Raw genomic sequence first — 21,176 nt, forward strand, 5'->3', positions numbered from 1 at the left:
GTTTACAACAATATGTAAGATTTCAAAAGTGTTTGATTTAATAATGTCTAAATATATTGAAGTTTTCGAAAATTTGTTATTAATAATTATTACATTATTACAATTTCGAAAATTTTAATTTCGCTTAATTAAATTAAACTTCCTACAAACACTGTAAAATCAACCATCACACATCAAAGACTTAAAGTATACAAAATGTTAACAATATTACAAGATAATAACAAAGCACACAGACGCTATTATTTTTGTTAGTATTGGGTACGTAATAAGAAAGTATAGTAAAAAGTAATTAAAGAGTTCGATTCATGAAAAAAGACTTTTAGGGACAATAGGTCTACATATTAAACTCAATTAAAAATTTTAATTACATTTAAGGAGGAGTCACTTTGAAAAAGTTAGCCTTTGCAGTAACAGCCGCTTCAGGTGCAGCCGCAGTACTTTCACACCATGATGCTGAAGCTTCGACACAACATAAAGTTCAGTCAGGAGAATCATTATGGAGCATTGCTCAAAAATACAATACTTCAGTAGATAGTATTAAACAAAATAATAATCTAGATAGCAACATGGTGTTCCCTGGACAAGTCATTAATGTAGGTGGAAGTGCTTCACAAAGCTCAAATTCAAACACTTCTTCAAACTCTGGTTCAGTTTCTACACACAATGTGAAATCTGGAGAATCATTAAACATCATTGCAAATAAATATGGTGTTTCAGTAAATGCTTTAATGAAAGCTAATAATTTAAATGGTTATTTAATTACACCTGGACAAACTTTAAAAATTCCTAGTGGCGGTTCAGGTTCTGGTGGAGCTGCAACTACTCAAACTGGTAATGGTAGTTATAACTCACCTACTTTTAATCACCAAAACCTATACACTGAAGGTCAATGTACTTGGTACGTATTTGATAAACGTGCGCAAGCTGGTAAATCAATTAGCACATACTGGTCAGACGCTAAATTTTGGGCAGATAATGCAGCTAATGACGGTTATCAAGTAGATAACCAACCTTCAGTTGGTGCGATTATGCAAAGTACACCTGGTCCATATGGCCACGTGGCTTATGTTGAACGTGTGAATGGTGACGGAAGTATTTTAATTTCTGAAATGAATTATACTAACGGACCTTACAACACTGATTATCGTACAATTCCAGCTTCTGAAGTATCACTTTATGCATATATTCATTAATTTGTGATCATCACATAAATTCAAAATAAGAGCTCTAAGACACTTTCGCGAAAGCGTCTTAGAGCTTATTTTTGTTAATTAGATCTAGATAGAGAGGATATATCCAGCTATCACTCATTCAATTTAGTAGTGTTAGTTAAATGATACGAAAGCACCTTATCTTAATAGTATTTAAGGGCTCAATTACATGTTAATACGAAGTATTGAATATAAAAGTAGCAGTAAGAAGATTTCCATTAGGAATCCTCTTACTGCTATTATTTCTGGAATGATATTCCATGCTCTCACTCGATATCAATACAAAGTTCATCTAATAAGAACTTCATCTTTGTATATGAGATAGCATATATTTTTGTATCTTTATTTTAAGAATAGATGAATGATAAAGTATATAATTCCAGCTAAGATTGCTGAAATTGGTAATGTAATAACCCAAGTCACTACCATACGTTGTGCTGTACTCCATTTAACGCCTTTCGCACGGTTAGAAGCACCTACACCAAGAATTGATGAAGACACAACGTGTGTTGTTGATAATGGGAAATGTAGTGATGATGCTACGAAAATTGTCAATGCAGACGAAAGATCCGCTGCTGCACCGTTAGCTGGACGAATTTTCATGATATTACCGCCTACAGTTTTGATGATTTTCCAACCACCTACTGCTGTACCAAGACCCATTGCAGTGGCACAAGCAATTTTTACCCATAACTGAGGTTCTACACTAGCACCATTCTGAAGATTTGCAACGATTAATGCTAGAGTGATAATCCCCATTGATTTCTGAGCATCGTTAGTACCATGTGAAAATGATTGTAATGCTGCTGTGAAGATTTGGAAAAATCTAAAGTTACGGTTTGCACGTGTTAAATTCGCATTCTTAAACACGACTTTCACGATGGAATACATGATAAAACCAACGCAAAATGCAATGATTGGTGAAATAATCAATACGATAATAATCTTCGTAAAACCTTGATAATGTAGAACAGCGAATGATCCTTGTGACGCGATAGCTGCACCTGCAATTGATCCGATTAACGCATGTGAAGAAGAACTTGGAATACCATACAACCAAGTTACTAAATTCCAAATAATTGCTGCAATAATCGCTGCTAATACAACAACTAAACCATGCTGTAACTTAAATGGATCAACAATATCCTTAGTAATAGTTCCAGCTACTCCAGTAAATGTTAAAGCACCAATAAAGTTCATAACTGCTGCTAACAAAATAGCAGTTCTAGGTGTTAACGCTCTTGTTGAAACCGCAGTTGCGACAGCGTTAGCTGTATCATGGAACCCATTAATAAAGTCAAATATTAATGAAAATATAACTATAGCTATCGTGACAATTAAAATATATGACATAAATGAAGACTCCCTTAGCTATTTTTCATGATTATAGTTTCAAAATTATTAGCAACTGTTTGGCATTTATCAGCAATTTCTTCCATGCTTTGATAAATATCTTTTATTTTAATTAATGTGATTGGATCTGTTTCACTGTTGAAGATGTGTTTCATTGATTGTCTTAAGATTCCGTCACAGTTTGTTTCAAATTCTTTAATATTAATAGAATGAATACGCATGTGAGATAACTTTTTATCTACTAATAATCCTACAGCAAGCTTCATTTCAGCTACTGCTTTTTGGATATTTTCAACAAATTCAGCCATGTACTCATCAGTGTACTCAATTGAATACATTTCAAACATAGCAGAAGTCTCTTCCATCGCATCTAAAACATCGTCGATCGCATTACATAAAGATAGGATATCTTCACGCTCGATTGGTGTAATAAACGTTTGGTTTAAGTCAGTGATAACTTGATGCATTAATTCATCACCATGTGACTCATACGTTTTAATATTATCAGAATAAGCTTTCAAATCTAGGTGTGTATTAAAATCCATCTTACCGAATTCAATTGCTGCACGATCTAGGTTGAACACCATTTCTTCTAATTGAACCATGAACTTATCCTTTTTCTTACTAAACATTCAAAATCCTCCATTTTGAGCGATTGTCACCAATCACATTCGTAAATTTTTAATCCATAAGACAAGTGGTTTAGGAACTTATTTACAATTTTCAGAAAAAAGTAGTAAGCAACTTTCTCATTGTAAATACTATGTAAATTTATTATAAAGTAAAACATTGCGGACGTTCTTAAATATACCGTTTTGTCCCTACTTGAAAATATCACAAAATTTACATAACTACAATTCTATTTACAAATTCTTAACAAATAAGAAACTTAAATTTTACATATTTTTCTGATCAATGTGTCGAAAGTCCGAACCATTCAAATAAGAAACCTATATATCAATACTTAATACCTACTTATAACGTTCCCAACCGCTATTAAGTGAAAATAAATTGATATATGTGTTCCATGACAAAGTTAACGATTCATTTAATAAAATTCAACTATTTATTCACGACAAGCGAATTAAACAAAATAAAAAGCTTAGCATCAAAATTAAATTTACATGCTAAGCCTTTATTTTCCAGAAATGTAATAATCCGTTCCTGTCATTTCTATATTAAATTGAATGTCTAATTGTGCGTTTCGAATGATTATAGCCAATCACTGCGAATACTGCATAAATACCAGTATACACAGCCATAACAATAAAAATAGGTAGTTGATTGGTTACGCCCATAATATGCATGTATGCGAGAGATGCAAAATAGCCATGTAATAAAGCAACAATTAATGGTAAACCAAAGTTAAATATGACCTTTAGCTTAAGTCCCTTCGACATATCTTGATGCGTAAATCCAAGTTTTCGCAAAATAGAATAATTTTCAAGTTCATCCTCAGTTTCATCAATTTGTTTAATATATATAATACAGCCAGCTGCAATGAGGAACGTAATACCTAAGAAAGATGTAACAAATAGCAAGACACCTGTTAAGCTTGTGATTTCACTTGCTGCTTCACTACGTGTTTCGATATTTTTACTAATATTTTGCACAATATTCTCTAATTCTGGCAGGTCTTTCTTATGTTTAATATCAAATCCATATTGAGATACAATATTTTTACCTTTAGCGTGCGCTCTAAGACTTTGATAATCTTCATCATTTAACACTAATGTAGCCCCACCTAAATCTACATCAGCCATGAAATAAACTTTGTTAATAGCTTTTCTTAATTTTACTTTGACATGATGTGCTTTCGAACCAATATAAGTCGAGCCTTTTTTATCTACTTTTACAACGTCTTTAATAGACCCTCTAGGAATAATAATATCAGTTTGTCCCTTATCAATATTAACGTTAGGAATGTACTTGTCGCTTGTCACAGCAATGAAACTTGGTCTCGCAATACCTTCTGTAAACATATGATCCTTGTATAATTTAGCATAAACGACTTCTTTATAATTGTAATAATGTTCAACGTTACGATTGTTGAGATCATATGCCAATTGATTTGCTTGCTTTTGACTTTTCAATGTAACGTCGTGCGGCGAATTAAGTACTACTTCATTAGTCAATGTACTTCGACTTAATGCAGCGAAACAAAGTACGGATACTGTAATTGCTGAAACGATGGCCATTACCGTTAGTGAAAAAGCATTCTTTTTGATGCGATAGATAATTGAGGATGTGAACATGACATCCGTCACACTGATATTGCCATTTCTGAAGTGCTGAATCGTCTTAAATACTAAAGACACTGTACTTCTAAAAAAGAAATACGACCCTAGCACCGTTAGAAATAATATAATGAATGGCTGTAAGATAGAGTCGATATTTTCTATTAATTTAGTAGATAAAAAATATCCTCCCACTATCATAATAATGCCTAGTAATCCTAATGTGATTTCACTAAACGTAATTTTTGTTTCATTCACTTCTTTTTTAGTTAAATCTGATGCAAGTTCTGAAATAGAACGTTTGCGAATAAAAATATAACTTTGAATGATAACAAGTAAATATGCTACAGAAATGAGTACAAGTGTTTCTATAATAGCGTGATAACTAAATATGATAGATACACTAATGTTAATACCTAGTAAACGTAGCACAATCATTAGGAGTATCTTCGAACCAAAAATGCCTAAAATAATACCAACGATGGCTGTCATTACAAAAGTCATAAGTTGTTCTATCATAATCATTCTCATGATATTCGATCGTGTTAAACCAATGATTTGCAATAGCGATAGTTCTCGCCCACGTCTTTTCATAAATAAAAAATTAGCATAAAGTAAAAAAACGACGATGATGATAAAAAGAAAATAACTTCCAACTTGTGAGCCTTCTTTAAGAATGGGATAGGATTGATTGCCGTGAAGATGGTGAGCATACTTTAATGTGACAAAACTAAAATAGAGTATAACGCTGATAATGAGTGACAATAAATATATGGCATAATGTGCAATATTCTGCTTGAAATTCTTAAATATAATCTCATTAAAACTCATAGTTGACTCCACCAAGTACACTTTGAGTTCTGATGATTTCTTTATAAAATGTTTGTTTATCATCGTCACCTTGATAAATTTCGGTAAAAATCTGACCGTCTTTTAGCATCACAACTCTATTAGAAAAGCTTGCAGCAACTGGATCATGGGTAACCATGATGATTGTAGTATTAAATTTTTCATTCATTAGTTTTAATCTTTTAAGTAAATCTTGGGTGCTTTTAGAATCTAAAGCGCCCGTCGGCTCATCAGCGAAGATAATGGATGGAACATTAATAAACGCTCTTGCAGCAGATGTGCGTTGACGTTGTCCACCTGACAATTCTGATGGATATTTGTCGCTGATATCACTAATATTTAATGCTTCTGCGATACGATGATAACGTCGATTCATCTCTTCTTTATCGACTTTTTGAACAGATAATGGAAGCATAATATTTTCTTTTACTGTCAATGTATGCAAAATATTATAATCTTGGAAAATAAAACCAATATCTTTTTTTCTGATCTCAGACAATTGTTTATTCGATAGCTTTTCAAGTTGCTTACCATTTAAAGTAATAGAGCCCTTCGTCATATAATCTATTGAACTGAGTACATTCAATAACGTCGTTTTCCCTGAACCTGATGGTCCCATAATAGAGATGAATTCACCTTCATCAACGCTCAAATTAATATCTTTCAAAACTTCTTGAGCTAAATTTTTACTGCCATAAATTTTTGATAATTGTTTCACTTCTAGAATCGCCAAATTATCACTCCTGTCTTACTTCACACAACTTATCTCTTTTAAAAGTCAAAGCTAAACATGACTATTATTTGTTATTTATACTCTTTTATTATAACGACAATAAATTACAAATGTGATAATTGTAAGTAACAAAACGCATGTTTAAAATGACAATCTTGTCACTTTAGACATGCGTGCTACAATTTCATTTTGCTGTGGGAAAATGAAATAAAATGTTGTTCCTTGACCGACTTCTGACTCTACTTTCACATCAATACCCAATTGATCCTTGACGCTATGAACTAAGTAAAGTCCCATACCAGAAGATGCCGTTTCATTTCGATTCATCGTAGATGTAAATCCTCTGTCGAAGATTCTAGGTAAATCTTTTTTACTTATTCCTCTACCATGGTCTTTGATTTTTAATATGACATGACCATCTGCCATATAACTAGATAAATCGATAGTCGTATTTTCACTATATTTTAATGAATTGGAGAGAATTTGTCTTATCATCATTCTGCACCATTTCACATCTGTATAAACCTTATCAACATCTTCAAAGTTTAATTCAAACCCAATATCCTTCGCTTGACTAATATGGCGAGTTAATTGAATTTCATCAATAACCATACGTTTCAATTTAACGTGGTCGAAGTACATATCACGATTCTGTGATTCCAATCGCGTTAAGTATAGCTGTTTATCTAGCATTTCATTAATTCTAGCCCATTCAAATAATAAAGCTTTTTTACGTTGATCATCCGCTTCTTGATCAATCAGTAATTTCATTGCGGTCACGGGTGTTTTAATATCATGCACGAATTCAGTTATCGTTTGTTCATGATTTTTTATTTGTAATTGTTGTTCAACGACTTTATCTTTTTGCGTTGCAATATGACGATACAAATAATCGACCATATGTTGTTGAAATGGTGTTTCAGCTAAATCTTTATGCTTGATTTCCTCAATTTCCTTATTTTTATAAAAATGTTTCGACAAACGTACTTCCTTAACAAAGGTAAATAACAAGAAGAGCACGCTCAACCCAAGATTTAAGAACACGATGTAAGCAACACTTTCGACAGAGATATCATAATCAATATACGAGATACCTAACATGACGAGGTTAAGGAATATAATCCACATAATCCAGTTAATGCGTGATCTTACAAATAACCAAAACCATTGTAAATTATTCATGTGCCATATATCCTTTACCAACTTTAGTCTCTATCGCTTCATCCATATTGATATCTGCCAATTTTTTTCTGAGACGGTTCACATTTACAGTTAAAGTATTATCACTTACAAAGGCTTCATCATCCCATAAAGCTGTAATTAAAGTATCACGAGTCACGATTTGATTTTGTTTGTTAATCAACATTTCTAAAATAATCATTTCCGTTTTCGATAGAAAGATGGTTTTATCACCTTTTTGAATGCTATCTTTGGATAAATCAACCACAGTATCTTGCCAATTTAGTGTCCGTTTTTCTTCTACACCAAATTCATATACACGTCTATAAATTGCTTGTAGCTTTGCGATAAGTACATTCGTGTAAAAAGGCTTTTGCATATAGTCATCGGCACCGAGCTCCATACTCATCACTTGATCCATCGGGTTATCTCTTGAAGATAGGAATAAAATAGGGACATTAGATTCCTGTCTCATTTTTCTACACCAATAGAATCCATCATATTTAGGGAGTTGAACATCTAAAATAACAATTTCTGGATTAAATTTTTCAAATGTATCCATCACATTGCCAAAATCCTCTACCCCTGCAACATTGAAATCCCATTGTTCTAATTCTTTTTTTAATTCTTGAAATAACGTATTATCATCTTCGACCAGAAGTATTTGCATAAAACATCACCCGATATCTATTTTGTATATTTGAATTTCTCGCCTGACTGGACACGCCCTTGGAAATGTTTGATTCTACAATCAATTTCAAATCCTCTCATAAACAGTCCTTGAATAGGTGCTTGAATAAAGTAATAAATCGGCCAGAATAATTTAGGTATATAATCATATAAATGCACCATGACTAATGAGCTACCTTTCAGCAGTCTAAACTCTAGTTTCCCTTGCTTTTTCAGGTTAGGTTTGACCAATTTACCGCCAACTAAATGTAATGTAATAATATCTTCAGCTGTTTTTGTTTTCTTGAAAATTGCTAATGGCTTTTTACTATTTTTGCGATAAATAATGTAATCTTCATTTTCTTTTTTAGCATGGACGAAAGTCCCTTTCGTTTCATCCAACCATTGACAATAGTAGTCCACAAGTTGATTTAAAGTCCATTTTTTCGGTAATACCATTTTCATAGCAGTTCGGACATCATCATATTTAGATGGTTGTAGTTCAACATTAATATACGGCCGTTTAACTTCAACATTCGTTCGTTCAACAGGTGCACCATAAGCACCTAAGCGCTCCATTGTTTCATTATCATGGCGACTTCCAGGTATATAGATTAATTTCTTAATTTGGTTCAATGCTGCAGCCCTACCAAAATTATCTGCTGCAATTAAATTTAAATCTCTTGCAGTCGCTTGTGTTAATTTCGCAGAGTTTTTAGTTGGATCTAAATAAAATACTGCTATATCCATACCTGCCATTGACTCAACAACATTTTCATAATTAAATATATCGCTCTTTAACCACGTTATTTCTTCTGCCGAACCTTTATCTGGCTTAGGGTATTTAGATAATGCGTAGAGCTCTGCATCATTTTCAATCACGCTACTTAAATATTTACCGATGTAGCCAGTACCACCTGCAAGTAAAACCTTAGGCTTCATGGTTATCGACTCCTTAATTTCCTTATATTTAATAATTATTACTGATTCAAGCACAAAGTCCCAAACTATACTATAATAGAAACTACAATTTACTTAACTGAAAATGGAGTGTTTTCATGGCCCACGTAATTCGTGAAATTAGTATAAAAGACGTTGAAAACTTTATAGATTTGTTAAGCAAGATTTATGATGAATCAGAATTTACATTTTATAATCCTGGTGAATACTCACCTAGTATAGCGTCGGCTAGTCAAAATTTAGAAAACTACATTACCTCGCCGTCTAAAGCTATATATGTAGCAGAAAGTGACGAACAGCTTGTTGGATACGCCTTTGTCAATACCGAAACATACGAACGAACGCAACATGAAGCTGTCATCTATCTCGGTGTTAAAAAGTACTATCAAAAACATGGTGTCGGCCAAGCGTTAATTAACGCCATTGAAGCCTGGTCACTCAATCATAAAATCCGACGCATTGAAGCCACAGTTGTCACTGAAAATGGACGTGCCGTTGAACTCTTCAAAGGGACAGGATTCCAAATTGAAGGCGAACTTAAAGACAAGCTCTATATCAACGGACATTATTACAATGAATACGTAATGGCAAAAATATTGAATTAATGTTTTGTCTCATTTCAAATTTTACCACATATTAGAAATTTTAAATAACGCTATCAATTTAAAGATTGTTGCTATCAATCAACGCTCCATCAATATTGAAGTTTGATAATATTTTCGTTGTGACATCTAATTTGAATGATGATAAATAATAAGAGGCAAATCGCTATCATTTAAATTCATGATAACGATTTGCCTCTTTTTCTAGTTTATTCGTATGGATATAGTGACACACTGTTATTGGTTTGATTACCAGAATTCACATCTGTAGATTCTCCACTTTCTACACCTGAAGATGAAGTATTTCTACTTAAGAATAATAGTACTTTCTTAATATTTTCTTTCGATTCAGGCTTCTCTAAATGGAATTGATACTGATGATGTAAATGATGTGTACCATTATAAAATAGTGTATCGACAGGTACATTTTCTGATTTAAGTGCTTTATAAAATGACTTATTCTGACTGTAAAATGGATCAGCATCTCCAACTGATAAATACGTTGGCGGATATTGTTTAGTTACTTGATTAATCGTTGACATTTGAGATAAATTCTTGAAATTTGTTTCCCAATTATTCATTCCAGTATAACTTTTCATAAATAGTTGAATTCTAGGAAATTCTGTCGCTTTCACTGTTTTCATATCATAGAAACCGCCAAAGAAGATGGCTGCTTTAATCTGAGAAGGCTCAAATTGTTGTTCGAAATGCATTTCTTTACGTAAGTCTTTATTCGTTTGCATTGCAACGTATTGACTTGTTAATTGAGCCCCCGCTGAATCACCGCCAATCACAACTTGGTTGAAATCAATTGGAAGTTCATGTTTATTTTTCTTTATAAATTTGACTGCTTGATTAAGTTGTTCAAGAGGTGTTGGATATTTATATTGTGGCGCTAATGCATAATTAACATTCACGACGATGTAACCTTGTTCAGCTATTTTAGATAGTAGAGGATTTTTATATTGCTTGTCTCCTGCTATAAATCCACCTCCATGCATCCAGAAGATGACGGGTAATTTCGTATCCTTACTCATATCTGAAGGTGTTATAATATCTAATTTACTATTAGGTAATCCCTCGCCATAAGAGATATTTTGAAATAATTTTACATTCTTATTATTGATTCGTACGTGTTCTCTACCTTGTTGCTTTTCTTGTCCTTTGTCATAATGACTTTTCAAGTGCAAACCTAATACCACTGCAACTAAGATAATGATGAGTGACGTCACCAACAACCATTTATACTTTTCTTTCATTATTGATAATCCTCTCACGTCATGACTTTCTATATATTATTTATGTCTAAACTTGTTCAGGCTTATTACTTTTCCAGAAAATAAAGAAAAAGCAATTCACCTTTTAAATGAAAGACGAATTGCTTTTAAGATTAAATCAATCGTTTTAAATTGTAAAGTGTATGCAAAGTAACAACTTATGCAATATGGTCTTCATCATCATTTTTACGTTTAAAGTACTTAATGAGTACTGCTACAACAATGAAGAGACCTACGACACCCATAAATTTATATAGTACATTAATTAAATCAGCAAAACCTACGAAACTTAATACATAGGCTGCAATCATCATAATGACTATAAAGACATGGTATTTCTTACTATATGGTATCGTGAAACGTGCTGCGAATGAATAGCACAATCCTAAAATTGTATTATACATTACAGCTAACATGATAAATGTTAGAACAAGCCCAATCCATGGATGAATGTCATTAGCTAAATTTAATGTAGGAATATCTGCGTTTTTAATTTTCGGATATTCTGTTTGTAGTGAAAAGTTAATTAATGCGAGTAAGATGGTATAAACGACACCGCCGAACAATGCACCAGCACCGGAAACTCTACGTTTAGATGCATCGCCGCCAATAGCAACAATCGTACTAAATCCAACTGCAAACGCAAGTCCACCATAAACAAGCCCCCAGAAAATACCTTTCCAAATGCTTGTGTCAGGTACCGTACTATTAACTTCCGCTATAGAAATATTTCCTGTAAATAAATAATATACAGCAATCAATATAACCATAACGATCAAGAATGGTGTCACAATACCTAGAGCTCTTACAATTTTATTAAAATCAAGTAATAAAGTTAAATAAATAATGATTGTCATAATAAGGGCGCCTAACCAAGTGGGAATATTAAAACTTTGGTTAAACGTTGAACCTGAACCGGCAATCATTGTTACGGCAATTCCAAATAAGAAAAAGACAAGAATGTAATCGAAAACTTTACTAAATTTTTCGCCAAAAATGTATTGTAATGTAGATTCATGGTTCGTAGCTGAAAAGGCTGTACCAATTTTAGCTACTTGTCTACCAATAAATCCTAAAATGAAACCTGAAATTAAAACACCGATATACGACCATAATCCAAACGGTGTAAAGAATTGCATGACTTCTTGTCCTGTTGAGAATCCCGCACCTACAACGATGCCAACGTATGCAAAGCCTATTTTTATTGCTTCTTTATTCAGCCCCATTTAAAAGATAACCTCCTTAGATTTTCACAGTGAGCATTATAACGTACTGTTTTTTATTTTCAACCCTGCTTGATCAACTTATAACGAAATGTATAAATCTTAGAAAAAGTGTATAAAAATAGCCATTAAAGTTGGGTAACTCTAATGACTATATCGAGAATGTTATATAATTACTTAACGTGCATCTCTATGTTTGTTTAATTCATTAATATCAACAACAATGTTGTCCATACGTTTTGCAGTGTCTTTAAGCACATTACGTGCTACATTATTATTTGGATCAAGTTTAAGAATTCGTTTAGCTACATCGAATGCTTTCTTGTCAGAAATGACTGGTTCAGGAATAGCATGAAGCAATAACATTTGTAGTAAACTTTTAACTTCATTTCCGTTAGTGAGTTTTATGGAAGAATCAGCATGATAATAAGCTGAATCTAAAGCACCTTCATATTCGCTCAACGGATATACAAGTAATAAAAATGCCAAATCATGCAATTCTGATGATTCTTCAACTTTAATCATATCCAGAATACATGTGTAAAACATCATACTTTCTACTTCATGAGCGCTAGAAATATATGCCTCTTCAAATTCCATAAAATCTGTTTCGGACATTAATTGTCTTACCTGCTCAAATTCGCCATTCAATACATGTTTCTTTATAAGATGTTGCATGGCTATGTCCTCCTATTACCCAGATTTTATTTAACAGTTATATTAATAATATCATACTTAAAGCTAAGTTTCACTCGAAAAATGAGTATTGTTTACCTCTTCGATAGCTTCTTTCATATTGCCTCCAGTTGATAACTTCACTGCCGCGGTAAAACTACCTTCAACAAGAGGTGCATTGATTTTAACAATCTCATATTGACCTTCATACATTTCAATTGCCATATCTAAATTCATTTCCGAAGATCCTAAATCATAAAAGCATAGTGCATCATCTTCTATATGATTAATCATCTTTTGTATTTCATCAAATGACGTACCAATCGAACCATCTTCTGTACCACCATGAGCCTTGATGTCGACATTATTTACCATCTGTTCAAGTAAATCCTTTGTACCTTTTGCAATATCAGCACTGTGACTAACTAATACAATCGTTGTCATTACGACTCATCTCCCATTAAAGCGTTCAGAATGTAAACCATGCTTTGCGCTCCTGGATCAATATATCCTTTTGAATCTTCTTTAAAATATGACGCACGACCTTTCGTTGCTACCATATCTTTAGTATCATCCGCATAACTTTGTAATTTTTCTAAATTTAATTTTTCATCTTTTTGAAGTGCTTCATTCGCTCTCTCAACCACGTCGTACATTGTTTTTTCATTTAATTCAACTTTACCTCTTTGCGCAATCGCATCCGCAAACGTTTTTAGTAACTCTTTTAAATTATCATTATCAATTTCGTCTTTAACGACACTCGCCATTTTGACGAAACTAAAGCCATATAACGGACCTGAGGCACCACCAATTTTAGACATAAGCGTCATCCCAGTTGTTTTAAATAGTGAAGCCATGTCACTATCGTCAATATTGCCCTCTAAATGAGAGAAACCTCGTTCCATATTCACACCGTGGTCACCATCACCAATGGCTCTATCTAAGTCTGTTAATTCCTCTTCTTTTTCTTTAAAAGTATCTGCTAAACTTAGCAATTGTGCTTTCATTTCTTTTACGTTCATCTCTGACACCTCTACATTGTATAATTATTCATCATTTACTTTTACGCATTAAAATAAAGGCTTGTTGTAGGTGCTAAAAAGGCTTTAAGCCATTCTTCTTTAGCAGGTACAAGTGTGATTGAGAAGCCTTGCATATCAAGTGACGTCATGAAATTACCTACGTACCAATGTTTTACCCCGTAATGCTTGTCATTAAATAATTCACTCAGATATTTCGTTACAATATTCAGTTCAGATTGAGGTGTGCCTCCCATACCATTGACCATGACAATATAATCATCGGCAGAGATTTCTTGTTCTAATTTTTCAACTAATGTTGAAATAATTTGATTAATTGGTTGGATGGATTCACGATGTAAACCCTTTTCTCCATGTATACCAACACCAATTTCCATCTCATTGTCTTCAATATCGAAACCATATCTACCTGTCGTAGGAACCATTGGAGGTGTTAAAGCCATTCCAATACTTTTAATTTCTGGTAGCAATATTTCTACTTTTTCTTTTATTTCATTTAATGCTAGTCCTTTTTCCGCTAAAAATCCTGCGTACTTATGAACCAAAACAGTACCTGCAACACCTCTACGTTGATCAGGCTCGCTAATAGCAATATCATCTCTAACTATAACCGTTTCAACTTGTATGCCTTCCATTTCAGCCATTTCTTGTGCCATTTCAAAATTCATGACATCGCCAGCATAATTTTTAACTATAAGTAATACCCCGTCGCCATTATCTACTGCTTTGATTGCTTCTAATATTTTATCTGGAGTAGGCGAAGTAAAGACTTCCCCACAAACAGCTGCATCTAACATACCTTGAGCTACGTAACCCGCATGTGCAGGTTCATGACCACTTCCTCCTCCAGATACAAGTGCAACGCCCGATTGTTTTTTATCTTTACGTACCACTACCGTATCTTCAATTACATCTAATTCAGGATTTGCAATTTTTAGGCCATCTAACATGTCACTTAAAAATTGTTGTCTATCTTTTATTAATTTCTTCATGAAAACCCCTCCTTATTAATTTATCATCAGTATAAAACACGTCTATATATCATCGCTAATGTTATGTGTGTCTTCTATAAAATGTTCACAAATAGACTTACCTTTTCTAAAAAATGATTTCATCTTGTTTGAAATATATACAAAAGCCGCCATTAAAATCGATTTGATTTTAATGACGGCTATAACAAATTTATACGCTTTTTGTTCTATACATGAGATATAAGAAGTATGGTGCTCCAATAATGGCAACAACAATTCCTGCGGGCACGCCAGATGGTTGTAAGATGACTTTTCCTAATGTATCAGAGAATACAAGTAAAAATGCACCAACTAAAATCGCTATAGGTAAGAAAAGTTGATGACGAGGACCCACGATGCGTTTAGCAATATGAGGTCCCATTAAACCAATAAATGAAATCGCACCAGCAACGGCTACAGCTACTGAAGATAAGATAACAGCGATAAAGAACAAGATTATTCTTTCACGTTCAACTTTAATACCCAATCCTTTCGCTATATGTTCATGCGTATTAATAATATTTAATTCATTAGATTTAAATAGAAGATACGGAACAATGACGATCATCCATGGAATAAATGCGATAACAAATGTCCAATCGTCTCCCCATATACTACCTGCAAACCATGAGGCCATAAACTCAGATTGATCTTCATCAAATTTTGACATCAGTGTTATAGAGCCACCATATAGTGCGGTTTGCATACCAACACCGATCAATACCATACTTGCTGGAGTTAGCCCATGATATTTATTGATACTGAACACAAATATCACTAAAGCTGTAGCAATGCCGCCAATTAAACTAATCACAGGTAATGCGTATACGAAGTTATCTGGCTTCACTTGACCGATTGTCACAAATAAAGCAATCGCGAAACCACCGCCTGCATTAATACCTAGAATGCCAGGTTCTGCAATAGGGTTCTTCGTTACACTTTGAATAACAGCACCACTCAAACTTAATGCAGCACCCGCTAAAATCGTAATGAGCATTCGAGGTAAACGGAAATCGATAAGAATGAGCGAATCTGTATAATCTCCTTGACCTAATAGTGTTTTGAAGAAGTTAGACACTGGAATTTTATATTCACCAGAAGCGATACTCCATGTACATGCTGCAAAAAGTAGAACAGCAAATATGATGAAAGTAATGATTTGCTTGCGTCTTAATCTAGGATCTATCATATTGAGCGCCCTCCTTTTTTAACAAGGTATAAAAAGTATGGCACGCCAATAAATGAAATAATCGCTCCTACAGGGGCTTCACCTAATAATCTTGCAAGCATATCGGCAATCAGAACTAAAATGCCTCCAAATAATGCTGTAAGTGGAATGACTTTAGAATAATCTGTACCTATAATAAAACGAACAATATGTGGCACCATCAAACCTACAAAGGCAATTTGGCCAACCATCGCAACCGCTACGCCAGCAAGTATCATAGATAAAATCATGCTTATCCCACGAATGACTGAAACATTTTGACCTAAACCTTTAGCGAGTGATTCACCTAAATTTAAAATTGTAAGTTGTTTACTAATTAATAAGATGAAAATTAACGTAATGATAACTATGGGGCCACTCCAAATTAATTGTCCCCATGTCGTACCAGAGACGCCCCCTGCACTCCAAAATGTTAGTGACTGATTTAATCTAAATACGAGTGCAACACCTTGGCTTAAAGCTGTAAGCAACGCACTGATAGCTGCACCTGCTAAAATGATTCTCATTGGGTTAAATCCATCTCGTCTAGAACGTCCTATCATTAAAACGATAAAACCACCGAGTAATGCACCTAGAAACCCTGAAACCATTAATAATAAAAACGGCGCTTCTGGGTAGAAGGCATAAGTCATCGCCAGCCCAAACGTAGCGCCTGAATTCAAACCTATTAAACTCGGATCAGCAAGTCCATTTTTTGTAACACCTTGGATAACTGCACCAGAAACCGCTAAAGCCATACCAACTAATACTGCACCTAAATCTCTAGGGATTCTAATTTCGCTAATAATATTATGATCTTGATTTTTTGGATTATAATTGAAAATTGCATCAAAAATAGTTGGAATACTAACATGTGCTTTTCCAAATATAATAGAAAGAAATAGTGCTAGAATTAGCACTATTATACTTCCTATTATGAGAGAAACGAACTTGATGTTTTCATTTTTATTTTTTTCAAACATGGTTATTTATCCCTTTTGCCTTCCCTATTACGAATACGTCTTGCAAAATAAATCATAAGTAACAAGGAGGGGTTTACCAGTTCGCGGATCTTGATCAAGAACAACATCAATATTAAATACTTTTTCTAAAATGTCTTTCGTAAGTACTTCTTGTGTTGAGCCATTTGCAACGATATTTCCATCTTTCATTGCAATAAGATGATCTGAGAAACGAATTGCTTGATTAATATCATGTAATACCATCACGATCGTACAGCCTTGTTCTTCATTTAATTTTTGGACGAGTTCTAAAATTTCTAATTGGTGGCAAATATCTAGATAAGTGGTAGGTTCATCTAAAAAGATAATATCAGTACGTTGTGCTAGAGCCATTGCTATCCACACACGTTGTCTTTGACCACCACTTAAGTCATTAATTGAACGATGACGGAAATCACTTGTTCCTGTAACTGTTAACGCCCAATCAATTTCTTTTTTATCTTCAGCTGATAAACGACCAAAGCCTTTTTGATGTGGGAAACGTCCATAAGAAACTAACTCACCAACTGTTAAACCATCAGCAACTTCAGGTGATTGAGGTAAAATTGCGATTTTCTTAGCAATTTCTTTTGTGGATTGCGCGTGAATACTTTCGCCATCTAAATTAATTGCGCCATCTTTAATGGATAATAAACGAGATAGCGCTTTGAGCAATGTTGACTTCCCACAACCGTTTGGCCCAATAATAGAAGTCACCTTACCATCTGGTATTTCTACATCTAAATTATTAATAATCGTAGTGTCTCCATAACCAATTTTCACTTGTTCTCCGTTTAAACGACTCATAGTTCCCCTACTTTCATTTATAAATAATGCATTTATATCGTAAAAACATAGTATTTTCGTTAAAAGTTTATCGTTTATTTGATTACCAACTGTAATTGATAATCATTATCATAGACTATATTATAACATCTCTATTCAAGATTGACTAACAAATATTGATATGAATTGTTTAATACATTTTAATTTTTTCGAAAACTAGACTAACGAAAACGAAGTTGCAACGAGAAATTTAATACTAAATAGATGATTAAATTATGGATAAAAAATTAAGCTCTAAGACAATTTCTTAAAATCATCTTAGAGCTAATATTTCAGGATCAATATCCAATTCTAGCGTCATTTTTATTTAAATTTATTCATCTACTAAAAAGCCATTACCATACACATCACGTACATCGTGAATAACGAGAAAAGCATTTTCGTCAATATTTCTAATGATACGTTTTGCACGTGAAACTTGTGTTTTAGAAATCACTACATAGAGCACATCTTTTTCTTCGCGCGTATAATAACCATGGCCGTTTAAAATTGTTAAACCTCTACCCACTTGTTCATCGATTGCTTTTGCAACTTCATCAGGTGTACTTGAAATAATTGTCATTGCCTTTTTCGTATTGAGTCCTTCAATCACATATTCCATTACCTTCGTTCCAATATATAGCGAAATCACTGTGACAAGTGCTTTATCTAATGATATTTGAGTTAGTGAAATCAATACCACAAGTAAATCAAAGAATAGTAATGCATAAGGTGTACTAATATCCAGATATTTATTAACAATTCTTGCTAAGATTACTGTACCAGCAGTAGTTCCGCCTGCTAATACAATAACTCCTATACCGACGCCGATACATATTCCACCAAATACTGCGTTAACAATCAAGTTACCAGTATGAACATGCCAAGATTCTGTTAAATCTAAAAATATGGAAATAAGAATCGTCGCAACGATCGTTAAATACATGCTGCGCTTACTCAAGTACTTATATCCAACTATGATTAAAATAGCGTTGACTACAAAGTTAGTAATCGCAGGTGATAAATGGAATGCATAATATAACACAATCGCTATTCCGGTAACGCCTCCCTCACCTAAATTACCAGAAATAATAAACGCATTAACGCCTGCTGAGAATATGAATGAACCAGCAATAACTAATAATATATCTCGAATTGTTTTATTCATTCAATCACCCCTTTAGTTTTTCTCTCATGTATCAAAATGGTAGCATACGCTTATAATTTCTCACAATAATATACTCACAAATAATTTTATTTTTAAGAAAAGCATTAATTATAGAACACAAATAAATTATTTTTTTATCCATACTGTGCTAGCTCGTAAAAAAACAGGTTAATAAAACGCCAATAGACAAATAAATTTAAATTTTCTGAATTTTTAATTTACTTTTAAAGAAAGGTCTGCTATAATGATTTTAACTTCTTGAAAGAGAAGTTATCTCCTTTGTGTTGTTTATAGTAACAAAACAAATTTTGCTCGAAGTACTGTGACAGTACCTAGTCCTTACCGTTACAAGTACATTAATATTCATTTCCCATAAAAGCCAAGTATAAGAAGTGTCTCCTCACTTTCTATACTTGGTTTTTATCATTTTCCTAAATATAAATATACCTCATAAAATACAAAAGAGTGAACGTTCGCTACCTACGACGTTCACTCTTTTTCATACTCTATTTATTAGAAATCATATTACCAAGCAAATAAACCTACAAATGCTGCAGTAAGTAATGACACTAAAATACCTGCAAGAAGCATCATCGGTACATACTTAGATACAAAATCTGATGTTTTCTTATCAACAATTCCTTTTAACGTACCTACAATCATACCAATCGTTGAGAAGTTCGCAAATGATACTAAGAACGTTGATATCACAGCACGATGATGTGGTGAGAATGAATTCACTTGTTTAGAAATCTCACCCATAACAACGAACTCATTAGTTACAATCTTCTTAGCCATTTGTTGTGCGACATCCCATGCTTCGTTGAAAGGTAGACCTAATAATAAAGCAAATGGATACATGAAGACACCTAAAATTTGGTTTAGACCAAAACTTCCTTTCCAGCCAAAACCTTGAGCAATTAGACCGGTAATCAGATTAATGAAACGATCGATTAAGTCTGCCAATGCGACGAAACTAATAACAAAAGCGATAATAATCAGTACTAATTTACCTGCTGCTAAAACTGAATCTCCTAAGAAAGAGAAGAAAGGTTGACGTTCGATTTGATGATCTTTAATGCTATAGATGATATCTTCTTTTTCTTCCACTGAAACAGGATTTAGAATAGACGATACAATTATTGCGTTGATAATATTAAGTGGTATCGCTGTCAGAACAAGCTCACCAGGAATCATTTGTACATAAGCCCCGACAATCGCACCTGAGACTGAACTCATAGACATCATAGCTACTGTCAATACACGCATTTCATTCATACGTTTCAGTTGTTCATTAGATACAGCCAACGCTTCAGTATTTCCTAAGAACATCATTTCAACACCAAAGAATGACTCGAATTTAGGCTGACGTGTAATCTTCGCGAGCACCCAGCCAATTCCCCCAATAATCTTTGGAAGTATATTGAAATACATTAATATATCAAATAAAGGTACGATAAGTAAGATAGGAAACAGGGCACTTACAGCCATATCCATTTGCTTTCCAGATGTGAAACTAGCGAAAGCGAATCCTGTACCCTGATGCGCGGATTCTATGACCCAAGCAATACCATTAGCCGCGCCTTTAACTCCATTTCTTCCCCAATCAAAATAAATAAAGAACCATGCTAAGAATAAATTCAAAATAACTAAGATTAATATCGATTTCCATTGGATATTTTTCCGATTTCTTGAACATAACACAGCCACACCAAGAAAGACGATTAACCCAATGATATTAATTAATAAAAACATTTGGCACCTACCTATTTAATATTTGTCATTTATATATTTATTTAAAACTCACTCAAAACTGTAAGACCATCAAATATTTAATCATAATTATCCCTATAAATATTGAACAATATAAGACTTTAATATTTTGAAAACGTTTGTTTTCCGTACTATTTGACATTATGTATATAAAAAGTTCTCTTAATCTTACAAAATTCATTAT

20 protein-coding genes and 1 pseudogene are annotated in these 21,176 nt (G+C 33.4%); 2 read left to right on the top strand and 19 right to left on the bottom strand.

Translation table 11 applies throughout. From position 1 onward, the window contains the following. Positions 1-386 precede the first annotated feature (386 nt). Positions 387-1,193, top strand: a complete 807-nt coding sequence (locus tag CD155_RS02255; RefSeq protein WP_002441362.1) for a LysM peptidoglycan-binding domain-containing protein — start codon at positions 387-389, stop codon at positions 1,191-1,193. A 360-nt stretch (positions 1,194-1,553) separates the two neighbouring features. Here CD155_RS02255 and CD155_RS02260 read toward each other — a convergent pair whose 3' ends face one another. From CD155_RS02260 to CD155_RS02290, 7 genes are all read right to left on the bottom strand, one after another. Further along, positions 1,554-2,564 carry an inorganic phosphate transporter gene (locus CD155_RS02260; RefSeq protein ID WP_002441360.1) on the bottom strand — a complete coding sequence of 337 codons (1,011 nt, stop codon included), beginning with the start codon at positions 2,562-2,564 and terminating at the stop codon, positions 1,554-1,556. A gap of 14 nt (positions 2,565-2,578) precedes the next feature. Beyond that, positions 2,579-3,196: a DUF47 domain-containing protein gene (locus CD155_RS02265; RefSeq protein ID WP_002433514.1), complete on the bottom strand. Its 618-nt coding sequence runs from the start codon at positions 3,194-3,196 to the stop codon at positions 2,579-2,581. Between the two features lie 546 nt (positions 3,197-3,742). Next, positions 3,743-5,632, bottom strand: coding sequence for an FtsX-like permease family protein (locus CD155_RS02270; RefSeq protein ID WP_180991828.1), 1,890 nt, complete (start codon positions 5,630-5,632; stop codon positions 3,743-3,745). Continuing rightward, positions 5,622-6,383 (bottom strand): ABC transporter ATP-binding protein VraF, encoded by a 762-nt coding sequence (vraF, locus tag CD155_RS02275; protein ID WP_070832512.1) that lies wholly within the window; start codon positions 6,381-6,383, stop codon positions 5,622-5,624. The genes CD155_RS02270 and vraF overlap by 11 nt, the downstream gene beginning before the upstream one ends. 141 nt (positions 6,384-6,524) lie before the next feature. After that, entirely contained in the window at positions 6,525-7,565 is a 1,041-nt protein-coding gene (gene graS, locus CD155_RS02280) for a histidine kinase GraS/ApsS (protein ID WP_103212411.1), read from the bottom strand. After that, entirely contained in the window at positions 7,558-8,232 is a 675-nt protein-coding gene (gene graR, locus CD155_RS02285; protein ID WP_002441351.1) for a response regulator transcription factor GraR/ApsR, read from the bottom strand. The genes graS and graR overlap by 8 nt, the downstream gene beginning before the upstream one ends. 17 nt (positions 8,233-8,249) lie before the next feature. After that, a complete protein-coding gene (locus CD155_RS02290) occupies positions 8,250-9,173 on the bottom strand; it encodes a Rossmann-fold NAD(P)-binding domain-containing protein (RefSeq protein ID WP_037541160.1) in 924 nt (307 codons plus the stop codon). A gap of 116 nt (positions 9,174-9,289) precedes the next feature. On the opposite strand from CD155_RS02290, the gene CD155_RS02295 reads away from it, so the two are divergent. Continuing rightward, on the top strand, positions 9,290-9,796 hold the full coding sequence (locus CD155_RS02295; protein ID WP_002441345.1) for a GNAT family N-acetyltransferase: 507 nt from the start codon (positions 9,290-9,292) through the stop codon (positions 9,794-9,796). A 206-nt stretch (positions 9,797-10,002) separates the two neighbouring features. Here the strand turns inward: CD155_RS02295 and CD155_RS02300 are convergent, their stop codons facing one another. The 12 genes and pseudogenes from CD155_RS02300 to CD155_RS02355 all read right to left on the bottom strand — a co-directional run bounded on the left by CD155_RS02300 (position 10,003) and on the right by CD155_RS02355 (position 20,974). After that, positions 10,003-11,052, bottom strand: coding sequence for an alpha/beta hydrolase (locus CD155_RS02300; protein WP_002441344.1), 1,050 nt, complete (start codon positions 11,050-11,052; stop codon positions 10,003-10,005). A 176-nt stretch (positions 11,053-11,228) separates the two neighbouring features. Next, on the bottom strand, positions 11,229-12,296 hold the full coding sequence (locus CD155_RS02305; protein ID WP_002441342.1) for a YkvI family membrane protein: 1,068 nt from the start codon (positions 12,294-12,296) through the stop codon (positions 11,229-11,231). A gap of 174 nt (positions 12,297-12,470) precedes the next feature. Next, the gene (locus CD155_RS02310; protein WP_002441340.1) at positions 12,471-12,971 is read right to left on the bottom strand and encodes a hypothetical protein; all 501 of its coding nucleotides are present in this window, start codon (positions 12,969-12,971) and stop codon (positions 12,471-12,473) included. Positions 12,972-13,034: 63 nt separating this feature from the next. Further along, positions 13,035-13,412, bottom strand: coding sequence for a dihydroxyacetone kinase phosphoryl donor subunit DhaM (dhaM, locus tag CD155_RS02315; protein ID WP_002441338.1), 378 nt, complete (start codon positions 13,410-13,412; stop codon positions 13,035-13,037). Further along, the gene (gene dhaL, locus CD155_RS02320) at positions 13,412-13,990 is read right to left on the bottom strand and encodes a dihydroxyacetone kinase subunit DhaL (protein ID WP_002441336.1); all 579 of its coding nucleotides are present in this window, start codon (positions 13,988-13,990) and stop codon (positions 13,412-13,414) included. The genes dhaM and dhaL overlap by 1 nt, the downstream gene beginning before the upstream one ends. 41 nt (positions 13,991-14,031) lie before the next feature. Continuing rightward, positions 14,032-15,000, bottom strand: a complete 969-nt coding sequence (gene dhaK / locus CD155_RS02325) for a dihydroxyacetone kinase subunit DhaK (RefSeq protein ID WP_002441334.1) — start codon at positions 14,998-15,000, stop codon at positions 14,032-14,034. Positions 15,001-15,190: 190 nt separating this feature from the next. Beyond that, positions 15,191-16,207: a FecCD family ABC transporter permease gene (locus tag CD155_RS02330; protein WP_002441332.1), complete on the bottom strand. Its 1,017-nt coding sequence runs from the start codon at positions 16,205-16,207 to the stop codon at positions 15,191-15,193. Further along, positions 16,204-17,208 carry a FecCD family ABC transporter permease gene (locus CD155_RS02335; RefSeq protein WP_002441329.1) on the bottom strand — a complete coding sequence of 335 codons (1,005 nt, stop codon included), beginning with the start codon at positions 17,206-17,208 and terminating at the stop codon, positions 16,204-16,206. The genes CD155_RS02330 and CD155_RS02335 overlap by 4 nt, the downstream gene beginning before the upstream one ends. Positions 17,209-17,235: 27 nt before the next feature. Next, positions 17,236-18,033: an ABC transporter ATP-binding protein gene (locus CD155_RS02340; RefSeq protein ID WP_002441326.1), complete on the bottom strand. Its 798-nt coding sequence runs from the start codon at positions 18,031-18,033 to the stop codon at positions 17,236-17,238. 352 nt (positions 18,034-18,385) lie between these two features. Further along, the gene (locus CD155_RS02345) at positions 18,386-19,219 is read right to left on the bottom strand and encodes a YitT family protein (protein ID WP_002441324.1); all 834 of its coding nucleotides are present in this window, start codon (positions 19,217-19,219) and stop codon (positions 18,386-18,388) included. Between the two features lie 213 nt (positions 19,220-19,432). Then, a pseudogene (locus CD155_RS02350) lies at positions 19,433-19,524 on the bottom strand (hypothetical protein). Between the two features lie 220 nt (positions 19,525-19,744). Next, positions 19,745-20,974 (bottom strand): NupC/NupG family nucleoside CNT transporter, encoded by a 1,230-nt coding sequence (locus tag CD155_RS02355; RefSeq protein ID WP_103212412.1) that lies wholly within the window; start codon positions 20,972-20,974, stop codon positions 19,745-19,747. Positions 20,975-21,176: the final 202 nt, after the last annotated feature.

Source organism: Staphylococcus caprae (assembly GCF_002902725.1).
Taxonomy (GTDB): domain Bacteria; phylum Bacillota; class Bacilli; order Staphylococcales; family Staphylococcaceae; genus Staphylococcus; species Staphylococcus caprae.

What these genes read in the sequence shown, in the direction of transcription:
- CD155_RS02260 (WP_002441360.1), bottom strand. Translation starts at nt 2,564, where the DNA reads ATGTCATATATTTTAATTGTCACGATAGCTATAGTTATATTTTCATTA.
- CD155_RS02265 (WP_002433514.1), bottom strand. Translation starts at nt 3,196, where the DNA reads ATGTTTAGTAAGAAAAAGGATAAGTTCATGGTTCAATTAGAAGAAATG.
- CD155_RS02270 (WP_180991828.1), bottom strand. Translation starts at nt 5,632, where the DNA reads ATGAGTTTTAATGAGATTATATTTAAGAATTTCAAGCAGAATATTGCA.
- graS (WP_103212411.1), bottom strand. Translation starts at nt 7,565, where the DNA reads ATGAATAATTTACAATGGTTTTGGTTATTTGTAAGATCACGCATTAAC.
- graR (WP_002441351.1), bottom strand. Translation starts at nt 8,232, where the DNA reads ATGCAAATACTTCTGGTCGAAGATGATAATACGTTATTTCAAGAATTA.
- CD155_RS02290 (WP_037541160.1), bottom strand. Translation starts at nt 9,173, where the DNA reads ATGAAGCCTAAGGTTTTACTTGCAGGTGGTACTGGCTACATCGGTAAA.
- CD155_RS02295 (WP_002441345.1), top strand. Translation starts at nt 9,290, where the DNA reads ATGGCCCACGTAATTCGTGAAATTAGTATAAAAGACGTTGAAAACTTT.
- CD155_RS02300 (WP_002441344.1), bottom strand. Translation starts at nt 11,052, where the DNA reads ATGAAAGAAAAGTATAAATGGTTGTTGGTGACGTCACTCATCATTATC.
- CD155_RS02305 (WP_002441342.1), bottom strand. Translation starts at nt 12,296, where the DNA reads ATGGGGCTGAATAAAGAAGCAATAAAAATAGGCTTTGCATACGTTGGC.
- CD155_RS02310 (WP_002441340.1), bottom strand. Translation starts at nt 12,971, where the DNA reads ATGCAACATCTTATAAAGAAACATGTATTGAATGGCGAATTTGAGCAG.
- dhaM (WP_002441338.1), bottom strand. Translation starts at nt 13,412, where the DNA reads ATGACAACGATTGTATTAGTTAGTCACAGTGCTGATATTGCAAAAGGT.
- dhaL (WP_002441336.1), bottom strand. Translation starts at nt 13,990, where the DNA reads ATGAACGTAAAAGAAATGAAAGCACAATTGCTAAGTTTAGCAGATACT.
- dhaK (WP_002441334.1), bottom strand. Translation starts at nt 15,000, where the DNA reads ATGAAGAAATTAATAAAAGATAGACAACAATTTTTAAGTGACATGTTA.
- CD155_RS02330 (WP_002441332.1), bottom strand. Translation starts at nt 16,207, where the DNA reads ATGATAGATCCTAGATTAAGACGCAAGCAAATCATTACTTTCATCATA.
- CD155_RS02335 (WP_002441329.1), bottom strand. Translation starts at nt 17,208, where the DNA reads ATGTTTGAAAAAAATAAAAATGAAAACATCAAGTTCGTTTCTCTCATA.
- CD155_RS02340 (WP_002441326.1), bottom strand. Translation starts at nt 18,033, where the DNA reads ATGAGTCGTTTAAACGGAGAACAAGTGAAAATTGGTTATGGAGACACT.
- CD155_RS02345 (WP_002441324.1), bottom strand. Translation starts at nt 19,219, where the DNA reads ATGAATAAAACAATTCGAGATATATTATTAGTTATTGCTGGTTCATTC.
- CD155_RS02355 (WP_103212412.1), bottom strand. Translation starts at nt 20,974, where the DNA reads ATGTTTTTATTAATTAATATCATTGGGTTAATCGTCTTTCTTGGTGTG.